Source organism: Pseudoalteromonas sp. Z1A6 (assembly GCF_011378745.1).
Taxonomy (GTDB): domain Bacteria; phylum Pseudomonadota; class Gammaproteobacteria; order Enterobacterales; family Alteromonadaceae; genus Pseudoalteromonas; species Pseudoalteromonas arctica.
In genome coordinates this window covers 1-9,775 of the sequence record NZ_WTKW01000152.1, presented here as the reverse complement: position 1 = coordinate 9,775, position 9,775 = coordinate 1, and the positions used below count along the sequence as shown (strand labels likewise).

8 protein-coding genes are annotated in these 9,775 nt (G+C 38.7%); 2 read left to right on the top strand and 6 right to left on the bottom strand.

The features are described from left to right. Positions 1 to 333, bottom strand: a 333-nt coding sequence (locus tag GQR46_RS11030) for a hypothetical protein (RefSeq protein WP_165740974.1), incomplete at its 3' end; no start/stop codon positions are given. 149 nt (positions 334 to 482) lie between these two features. On the opposite strand from GQR46_RS11030, the gene GQR46_RS11025 reads away from it, so the two are divergent. Next, the gene (locus tag GQR46_RS11025) at positions 483 to 1,283 is read left to right on the top strand and encodes a hypothetical protein (RefSeq protein WP_165740973.1); all 801 of its coding nucleotides are present in this window, start codon (positions 483 to 485) and stop codon (positions 1,281 to 1,283) included. A gap of 6 nt (positions 1,284 to 1,289) precedes the next feature. On the opposite strand, the gene GQR46_RS11020 is transcribed toward GQR46_RS11025, so the two are convergent. After that, positions 1,290 to 1,694: a GFA family protein gene (locus GQR46_RS11020; RefSeq protein ID WP_165740972.1), complete on the bottom strand. Its 405-nt coding sequence runs from the start codon at positions 1,692 to 1,694 to the stop codon at positions 1,290 to 1,292. 286 nt (positions 1,695 to 1,980) lie between these two features. On the opposite strand from GQR46_RS11020, the gene GQR46_RS11015 reads away from it, so the two are divergent. Beyond that, positions 1,981 to 3,828, top strand: coding sequence for an ABC transporter ATP-binding protein (locus GQR46_RS11015; protein WP_165740971.1), 1,848 nt, complete (start codon positions 1,981 to 1,983; stop codon positions 3,826 to 3,828). A gap of 120 nt (positions 3,829 to 3,948) precedes the next feature. On the opposite strand, the gene GQR46_RS11010 is transcribed toward GQR46_RS11015, so the two are convergent. The 4 genes from GQR46_RS11010 to GQR46_RS10995 all read right to left on the bottom strand — a co-directional run bounded on the left by GQR46_RS11010 (position 3,949) and on the right by GQR46_RS10995 (position 9,461). Continuing rightward, positions 3,949 to 4,368, bottom strand: a complete 420-nt coding sequence (locus GQR46_RS11010; RefSeq protein WP_165740970.1) for an MAPEG family protein — start codon at positions 4,366 to 4,368, stop codon at positions 3,949 to 3,951. A 154-nt stretch (positions 4,369 to 4,522) separates the two neighbouring features. Next, complete coding sequence (locus tag GQR46_RS11005) at positions 4,523 to 5,644, bottom strand: ABC transporter permease (protein ID WP_165740969.1); 1,122 nt, start codon at positions 5,642 to 5,644, stop codon at positions 4,523 to 4,525. A 2-nt stretch (positions 5,645 to 5,646) separates the two neighbouring features. Further along, positions 5,647 to 8,457: a ribosome-associated ATPase/putative transporter RbbA gene (gene rbbA / locus GQR46_RS11000; protein ID WP_165740968.1), complete on the bottom strand. Its 2,811-nt coding sequence runs from the start codon at positions 8,455 to 8,457 to the stop codon at positions 5,647 to 5,649. Further along, the gene (locus GQR46_RS10995; RefSeq protein ID WP_165740967.1) at positions 8,457 to 9,461 is read right to left on the bottom strand and encodes an HlyD family efflux transporter periplasmic adaptor subunit; all 1,005 of its coding nucleotides are present in this window, start codon (positions 9,459 to 9,461) and stop codon (positions 8,457 to 8,459) included. Before GQR46_RS10995 ends, rbbA begins: the two co-directional genes overlap by 1 nt. Positions 9,462 to 9,775 lie beyond the last annotated feature (314 nt).

Genomic DNA, 9,775 nt, shown 5'->3' with positions numbered 1-9,775 from the left:
TTTTATTCCTAAAATATATTTTTTAAAGCTCCCTTTATTTATACGAGCTCTAACTCTACTTCTATAACCGTTAAAGTCACCCAAAATTAAAAACACGACTCCAAGTACTACTGCGTAAAATAAAGCACCAATAAGTAAAGGATTTTGCTTAAAAATACTGATTATTTTATCTAAGTAGCGAACGTTGAAGGTCATCGCTAAAAGAAAAATATATAACGTTGATATCATCGCTAACAATGTTGCCGCATTAATGGCTGTATTTTTATTTCTTGAATCTAACTTTTTTATCCACTGAGCGCATACAAAATGTACTGCACAAATAAATGTTCTCATTTTCAATCCTTGAATAACGTTTAACTTGTTAACCTCTAAATACAATATTATATTTAGAGGTTAAATTACAAACCTTGTTACACAATAGCTATTAAAAAATGTGCTTTTCGTGGCACACTAGCATTGTGTATATATTAATAGTTTAAGTTATGCGTCAGCTAAAAGAAGATACAGTTAAAAGTAACCTTATTGAGTCGCAGCAAAGTGCATACGGCCCCGTATGCGTGTATCAAAATAAAGAATACCGTTGGTTAACGCTTGCACAAAAAACTGATAAAGACATAACAATTCAAGGCGTTATGAATCTTACACACCCTGAGCAAGTAATTGTGCCTGTAAACCAGTGTATGATGTTATTTTTACTTAAACCGGTAGATACACTAAAAATATTAAATTTAGGCTTAGGCACGGCAGGGTTTGAGCGAATTATGTACCACTTACAAAATAATACACCTCCTCACATAAAAACTATAAATACATTTAACACAGTAGAAATAAACCCAAGCATTGCCTTAATTGCTGCCCAGCACTTTAAGTTACCAATTAAGCACCGCACCTATTTACAATGCGCCGAGCAATATATTACACAATGTTCTGATCTCTTTAACGTAATCACTATCGATATTTTTAGTGGTGAATATCACCAGCCTTTTTTAACAAGCGATAGCTTTTGGCAAAACATAAATCGCTGCAGTGAGCAAAATACACAAGTAATCATTAACTTAAACCCACAAACAGGCCAAGAGCTGCAAATGCTTTTAGTACTTTTAAGGCAACATTTTAAGTGCTTAGCGATAATAGAGTTTAACGAATACAAAAATATAGTGATCATACTAAGCCAGCATACATTAATGCACATAAACGTTGATGAAATACAAAACTCACCTGTGTTTATGAATTTTGCACCTGACCTTTATAAAAATATTAACAGTATTTATCACATAGAATAAAACGTGTTACCTGCCAGGTTCATGCTTTTCATAACAAGGCAGGCTTGTTTCTAACTGCTCCCAGTTAGCCTTGGACGTAACAAAATTATGCGATAACACTTGCTCTGTTATATCGCTATCTATTATTCCTAAACGAATTCGTATTCTACTTTTATCATCGCTGTTGCTGCTATAAACAGGCGAGCCACAGCATTTACAAAAGTAGCGCTTACGCCCTGGTTTAAAACTAAATTCACTAAGTAGTGCTTGCCCTTTAGTTACTTTAAAGTCTTCAGTATTTACAAATCCATTGGTTGCAAATGCTGTCCCGCTGTTTTTTCTACACAGTGAACAATGGCAATGAATAATGCTGGTTATACTTCCCGTCACTTCAACACTGACCTCACCGCACAAACACGATCCCGTATACATATAACATTCTCACTATTAATTATTATTTTAGATTCAGCAAAAAATTACGGTATGAGTTTACTTGAGCCTGTTGACCTCTCAGGATTAAAATTTAGTGCTTTAAGGTTTTATAATTTATACATGAGTAAAAAAATCCCGGTAATCATACGCTTTAAAGGGTGATATTTAAACGTAGGATTATATCAATAATGCTCTACCATATTCATAATTAATGCCATACAAGCCTGCATTTAAAAATACTTAAATGGTATGATACCCATCATTATTTGCCATTTAAGTTTTTAAAATGTATCGATTATTTGAAAAAATGACAAAAGCATTTCCTGAGGACCAACCTACTCAGCCGCCTTCTACTTTATTTGCTTTTTGTCGCCACTACACCAAAGGAATGGAACTGTCACTGTTGCTTATGTCAATTAGTGCCGCCATGCTCGCTATTTTAGAGGTTTCTTTATTTAGCTACATGGGACAGCTTGTTGATTGGTTAACAGCCTACACGCCTCAAACCTTGTTTGTAGAGCAAAAGTCAGAACTTATCAAAATGGCTGTTATGCTGTTAGTTGTGCTGCCCGTTGTTGTATTTTTTCACTCTGCTATTTTACACCAAGCCCTACTGGGTAATTACCCCATGTCGATTCGCTGGCTAGCGCATCGTTATTTATTGCGTCAAAGTGTTAGTTTTTATCAAAATGAATTTGCAGGAAGAATCGCCACCAAGGTATTGCAAACCTCGTTAGCTGTTCGCGAAACCGTTACTAAGTTACTCGATGTATTAATGTATATCGTGGTTTATTTTGGTTCTATGGTGTTTTTAGTTGCTGAAGCCGATTGGCGCTTAATGATCCCATTACTCGTTTGGTTAGCTTTATACATTTGCGTGCAGCTTTATTTTGTACCGCACCTTAAAAGAATTGCCAGCTCACAAGCCGATGCTCGCTCAGAAATGACTGGCCGCATTGTTGATAGTTACACAAATATTTCTACAATTAAGCTGTTTTCGTATACCCAACGTGAAGAGCAATACGCAAAACAAAGCATGGATGTATTTTTGCAGCCTGTTTACAAGCAAATGCGCTTAGTAACCAGCTTAAACTTTGTTATTCAAACTCTAAATTACCTATTAGTGTTCTCTGTTGCTGCCGTATCACTTTATTTATGGTCACTTAGCGCAATTAGCGCTGGTGCCATTGCGGTAGCCGTTAGCTTAGCACTTAGATTAAACGGCATGGCGCAGTGGATCATGTGGGAAATAAGCAGCTTGTTTGAAAATATCGGCACTGTAGCTGATGGCATGAAAACACTGTCAAACCCTATTGAAGTTGCCGATAAACCAAACGCAGATACGCTTAACGTAAGCCAAGGCGCCATTGAGTTTAACAACGTACACTTTAACTATGGTAAAGCAGCAAACGAAACTAGTCGAAGCCCTGTAATGAACGGTTTAAACTTAAATATTAAACCCGGTGAAAAAATTGGCTTAGTCGGTCGCTCTGGCGCAGGTAAATCAACGCTTGTTAACTTATTACTGCGTTTTTACGATACTGACTCAGGAACAATAAAAATTGATGGGCAAAACATCACAGATGTAAGCCAAGAAAGCCTACGCCGCTATATAGCCATGGTAACGCAAGACACTTCCCTGCTTCATCGCTCAGTAAAAGACAATATTTTATATGGTCGCCCCGATGCAACACAAGCTGAGATGATCAACGCCACCAAACAAGCTAAAGCACTTGAGTTTATAAACGACTTGGTAGATAGCAAAGGTAACAAAGGCTTTGATGCACAAGTGGGTGAACGCGGCGTTACGCTTTCGGGCGGTCAGCGCCAGCGTATTGCTATTGCACGAGTGCTACTTAAAAATGCACCCATACTTATACTCGACGAAGCCACCAGCGCACTCGACTCAGAAGTAGAAGCGGCAATTCAAGCAAGCCTTGATGATTTAATGACAGGCAAAACAGTAATTGCCATAGCGCATAGGCTCTCAACCATTGCACAAATGGACAGATTAATTGTACTTGATGACGGCGGCGTAGTGGAGCAAGGCACTCACGAAGAGTTAATAGCTAAAGGCGGCATTTACGCAGCCCTATGGACTCACCAAACGGGTGGGTTTATAGGAATGGATTAGCCATTAATATTACCCTACTGTAGGCGTGATTTTACATCGCGCTGCTCTTTAAACAAAAAAGCGAAGATGCCACTAGGCTCTTCGCTTTTTAGTTTATAGTTTATAAATACATTTTATAAATTATGCTATTAATCTTAGCCCTATCAATACCAGCATAACCACATTAGCAAGCACACCTATTAAAAAGAAATAACTACGTGGGCTTGGGTTTTTCTCAGTAGCAATCGCGTAGTACAGCACCATGTGAATTAAGCGCGCGATTAAGTAAACCCAAACACACATTGCAAAAATAGGGCTCTGTAAATTTATTACAAAGGCAAATAAAACAGTACCTATAAATAACGCACTGTTTTCAAGCGTATTATGAAACGTGCGATGCGCTCTAAATATAAAACTGTCGTGCGATAAATCATCGCTTATTTTACCTGGTACTGCATTAGGCTCTTTTGCTTTACTAAATGTAGCTACCGCCCATTGTACAAGTAACATGATTAAGTAAAGGTAAAAAGCCAAGTAGGCCGAAAGTGCAACTTCAGTCATTATTAAATCCCTTGTTGTGTTTTTAATTGGTATTGTAGAGCAAGTTTTAGGCCGCACTTAATCAATTGATAAATATAAACTTAATTTAGTAAAGTTATTTATAAATGTAAGTAATTCCATCGATTTATAAAAATTACCTAGTACATAATCTCTATCAGCCCAACGCGACTGATTTACGAAACCGCGATAAAGCAAATATAAAAAATACACTGCCGATAGCAAATAAAGCCAAAAAGTAAGGCCAAACTACATCCCAGCCTGCTCCTCTGTACAAAATAGCTTGAGCAAATTTCACAAAATGAGTAGTAGGTGCAAATAGCATAATATTTTGTACTATATCAGGCATACTTTCACGCGGTGTGACGCCTCCTGACAACATTTGTAATGGCAATAATATAAGGATCATCAATAAGCCTAATTGCGGCATAGTCCGCGCTTGAGTGCCTAATAATATACCCAATGATGTTGTAGCAAATAAATGAATTGCCGCACCCAACAAAAATAGCGCTGCTGATCCATGAATCGGTACTTGTAAAAAACCTTCAATCACAATAAAGAGTGAAAAAGTGGTCAGTAATAAAATGACCAAACCATTGGCCCAAATTTTAGCCATTACAATTTCAAACGGTGTTAATGGCATTACTAATAAATGCTCTAGCGTACCGTGTTCACGCTCACGTATTACTGCGGCTCCCGTTAAAATAATCGAAATCATGGTAATAACATTCATTAATTCCATTACACTACCAAACCACACACTGGTCATATTTGGATTAAACATTATATGCGCCGATTGCTTAATAGGTAGCGTGTATACCGCTCGATAACCTTTCACAAATTCATTTATTTCAGCACTGATAATTGTTTGAATATAATTATCACCAATAAATGATTGCGACATACGAGTGGCGTCTATATTCACTTGTAATGTGGGTTGCTTACCCGCAAGTACGTCACGCTCAAAGTGTGGCGGAATATTTAGCACGAAGGTATAGCTTCCGTTATCAAGTGAAGGATCCACTTCACTTAATGCAATAACGTCAGGCGTTTTAAAGTAAGGGTCGTAAAATGCATTAATTATACGCTTAGATAATTGTGATTGATCGTCGTCAACAACCGCTATAGGTGCATTATTTAATTCGATAGAAGTTGCCGAAGAGACTACATAAATTAATCCTGTAAAAGCAAAAAATACAAATAATAGCAGCACTTTATCGCGCCATAAGCTACGCAGTTCTTTAATACCTAAATTAAGAATATTCCCGCGATGTTGCATGGCTATTTATCCTGCTTTGGAAGTAAAAATACACTGGCTAGAGTCAGTACCGGTATAAAAGCAAGTAAAGGTAAAAGCTGCGCCGATAAATCAGAAAAGTTAAGTGCTTTATTAAATACACCACGACATGCTTCTAAAAAGTAGGTAGTTGGAAACAGTTTTCCGATTATTGCAGGAAAGCCCTCTAGCGATGAAACAGGGTCAATCAACCCGCAAAAGTTAACTGCAATCATCAATACAACCACAGTTGATGCTGCTAATGCCGATATTTGTGTCTTAGTAAAAGCCGAAATTAACAGCCCTACCCCCGTTGTTGCTGTTACATACAATAATGCAGCCACGCTCAACGCCCATAAACTTCCTTTTAGCGGAACACCAAACACTGTGACAGCAAGGGCAACTAAACCAAAAAAACTCACCATACTAACTAAAATGTAAGGCAGTTGTTTACCAATAATAAATTCGAGTCGCGTAACCGGTGTAACATATAAATTTGTAATCGAACCTAATTCTTTTTCACGTACAACACCCAGCGCCATTAATATCGCAGGGATAAACACTAATAAAAGTGGAATAACAGCAGGCACCATAGCCTCAATGCTTTTAAAGTCTTGATTATAACGATAACGTGATTCAATATTCGCAGGTACCAAATTGGGTATTACCCCATAAGTACGCAATGATAAATCAGTGAGGTAAGTGTAATACGAGCTCGTCATATAACCCGATATAGTTTCCGCCCTAAAAGGCATTGAACCATCAATCCAAACTACAATTTCTGGTTTTCGCTCGCGTTTCAATTGCTGACCAAAATTAGGCGGAATTTCAACTGCCACACTTAACTCGCCGCTGCGCATTCGTTTATCTAGCTCTGAAGGGCTTTTAATATCGGCTTTTTGTATGAAGTAACGCGATCCTGCAATATTTTGAATGTAATCTCGACTCTCAGGGGTTTGATCTTGATCCATCACCGCAAAGCTTAAATCTTCAACATCAAAGGTAATACCGTAACCCAAAATAAACATTAAAATAATTGAGCCCAACAACGCAAAGGTTAAACGGATAGGATCACGCCATAGCTCTAGCGTTTCGCGATGTGCGTAACCAAATAATCGTAATAAACTAAAAGCGGCATTCCCTTTCTTTTTATGAGTGGTCGATGTTGTAAGTAACTCATCTGATAATGTATCAGACTCGTCAACTGCTGAAATTGGCAAACTTGAAGCAGCAGATTCAAGTACCGCTTCTTCTAAGTAAGTAATAAAGGCATCTTCGAGAGTATCAGCACTACGCGCTTTACAAAGTGCAGCGGGTGTATCGCTGGCGAGTATTTTTCCTGCGTGCATTAACGATATTCTATCGCAGCGTGCGGCTTCATCCATAAAGTGGGTCGAAATAAAAATAGTAACGCCCTGATCCCGCGATAACTCAATAAGTAATTCCCAAAAGTCATCACGTGCAACAGGGTCTACGCCTGAGGTAGGTTCGTCAAGTATTAGCATTTCAGGGCTATGCACTACCGCAACTGCAAGTGATAAACGCTGGCGAATACCTAATGGTAAATCGACAGGAAAATCATCACGGTATTTTTTAAGGTTAAACCGTATAATTAATTCATTAACACGCGGCGCTATTTGCTCTGCAGGCAAATGAAATAAGCGCGCATGCAACACCATATTTTGCTCAACAGTTAACTCATTATAAAGTGAAAATGCTTGCGACATAAAGCCAACGCGTTTACGGGTTTCTATATTGTTAGCATCAACAACTTGACCAAATAACTTAGCTTCGCCACTAGATGCCGGTTGCAGGCCTGTTAGCATTTTCATGGTTGTGGTTTTGCCACAACCATTTGACCCCAAAAAGCCAAAAATTTCGCCTTGTTCAATACGCAAACTAACATTATTAACCGCCGTAAAATCGCCATATATTTTACTAAGCGCTGTAGCCTGAATAGCGGCTTCTGTTGTATTTAGGTTTTTCTGGCGAGGAGGAACTACAAGTACATGATGATCATGACGTTTTTCTTCAGGTAATAATGATATAAATGCTTCATCAAGGGATTTCTTCCCTGTTTGTGCTTTAATGTCTTCTGGGCTACCAGTACCTATAACTTTGCCATCGTCCATGGCTATTAGCCAATCAAAATCATCTGCCTCTTCCATGTAAGCGGTAGCAACGAGTACACTCATATCAGTGTGCTGAGCGCGTATATGGTTAATCAATTGCCAAAATTGACGACGGGAAAGCGGATCGACCCCCGTTGTTGGCTCATCCAAAATTAATAACTCAGGGTCATGAATTAACGCACAGCACAAACCGAGTTTTTGTTTCATCCCGCCTGAGAGTTTTTCTGCAGGGCGATCGGCAAACTCAGTGAGTCCAGTGCTTTTTAATAAGTTTTTAATTCGATGCTGGCGCTCTTTTTTTTCTTGTCCAAAAAGACGGCCAAAAAAATCAATATTTTCAAAAACAGACAAGGTGGGATATAAGTTTTTGCCTAATCCTTGTGGCATATAAGCAATACGTGGCGAAGTTGAGGTACGAAAACGGCTACTACGCATATCGCCCCCTAACACTTCAATGTCACCTTTTTGAACGGCACGTGCTCCCGCAATAAGCGCGAGCAAACTCGACTTACCTACGCCATCTGGGCCTATAAAACCTACCATACTGCCTGCAGGTAACTCTAGGTTAATATTATCCAACGCTAAATTATTGCCATAGCAATGCGTAACCTGAGTCAGTTTTACTACACTAAAAGATTTTTTAGCTTTATTACTCTGCTTTTCGCTATTGTTTGCATCAGCCATTATTCAGGCACTCTAACCTGTAACTGCATAGGCCAATTTTGCACTGGTGCTAATAAAACATAAGCAAGCCCAGGCACGCCTGTTTTAACTTGTTCAATATGATCGTTTAATAACTTTGAGTCTAGCTTCACTTTTACTCTAAACATCAGTTTGTCACGCTCGTTACGCGTTTCTACTGACTTAGGCGTAAATTGTGCTTGCGCTGATACAAAAGTAACTTTGGCGGGTAACGTATATTGTGCTATTGCATCTATTACAATGCGTGCCTCAGAGCCTATTGTTACTTTGCCAGCTTGCGCTGTTGGCAAATAAATACTCATATACACATCGGTTAAATCAAGCAAAGAAAAAACCTTACCACCACTGCCAAGCACTTCACCGGGCTCTGCTAATCTATATAATATTCGGCCACTAATCGGCGCTTTAAGTGTGCTATCGGCAATATTGCTTTGTAATCGTTCAATACGCGCTTGTGCCGCATCTATTTCTGCATCCGACTGCACCACTTTTACATTTGCCGCTTTTAAAGCTGCTTGCGCTGTTGCTGAAGCTGTCCGCTTTTGATCAACCACTTCTTTAGAAATATGCCCCTGTTTAAGCAGTGTTACTGAGCGACGTAACTCGGTTTCTGCAAAAGTAAGTTCACTTTTATGTTGTTCTACAATTGCCAAAGCATATTTGCGTGACTCAGTAGCAACACGTAACCCTGCATTAGCCTCACGTAATTGTGCATTTAAATCGTCAGTATCAATAACCGCCAAGGTTTGACCGGCTTCGACCATATCGCCTTCTTGTGCTAAAACCTCAATTAAGCGACCCGGCAATTTTGTTGCAATATCGTACTCCGTCGCTTCAATACGACCATTTCCATAGGCTACGCTCTCTGGCAATTGCTCAGATAGCAGTGCAGATTGCTGAGTTTGCCAAACATACCAACCACCCCCACCCAATATAATCACAGCAGCGATTGTACTGATAGATTTGAGTGTCGATTTAATCGTCATGCGGTAAAACTCCATGTATATAAAAGTGGGTAAATATAGTTAGTATTGGCGTATTTAATAAGATTAGGCTAATACTGCACTATCTTAGGTGTTAACTATCAATGCACTAGTTAATTGTAGTATAGGAGTGACTCTACTTTGTTACTTCACGATAGTAGATGGTTTTAATGAATTTTAAATGTCAGTACCCCTATTAATAATCTATCATTACTGGCGTTTATAAATATGATTTAGATCAAAAAACATTCAACGCAATAATAAAGATTACAAATAAGGTACGCCCTACCAAAAACGGCTTATTTTTTTAGTCTCCA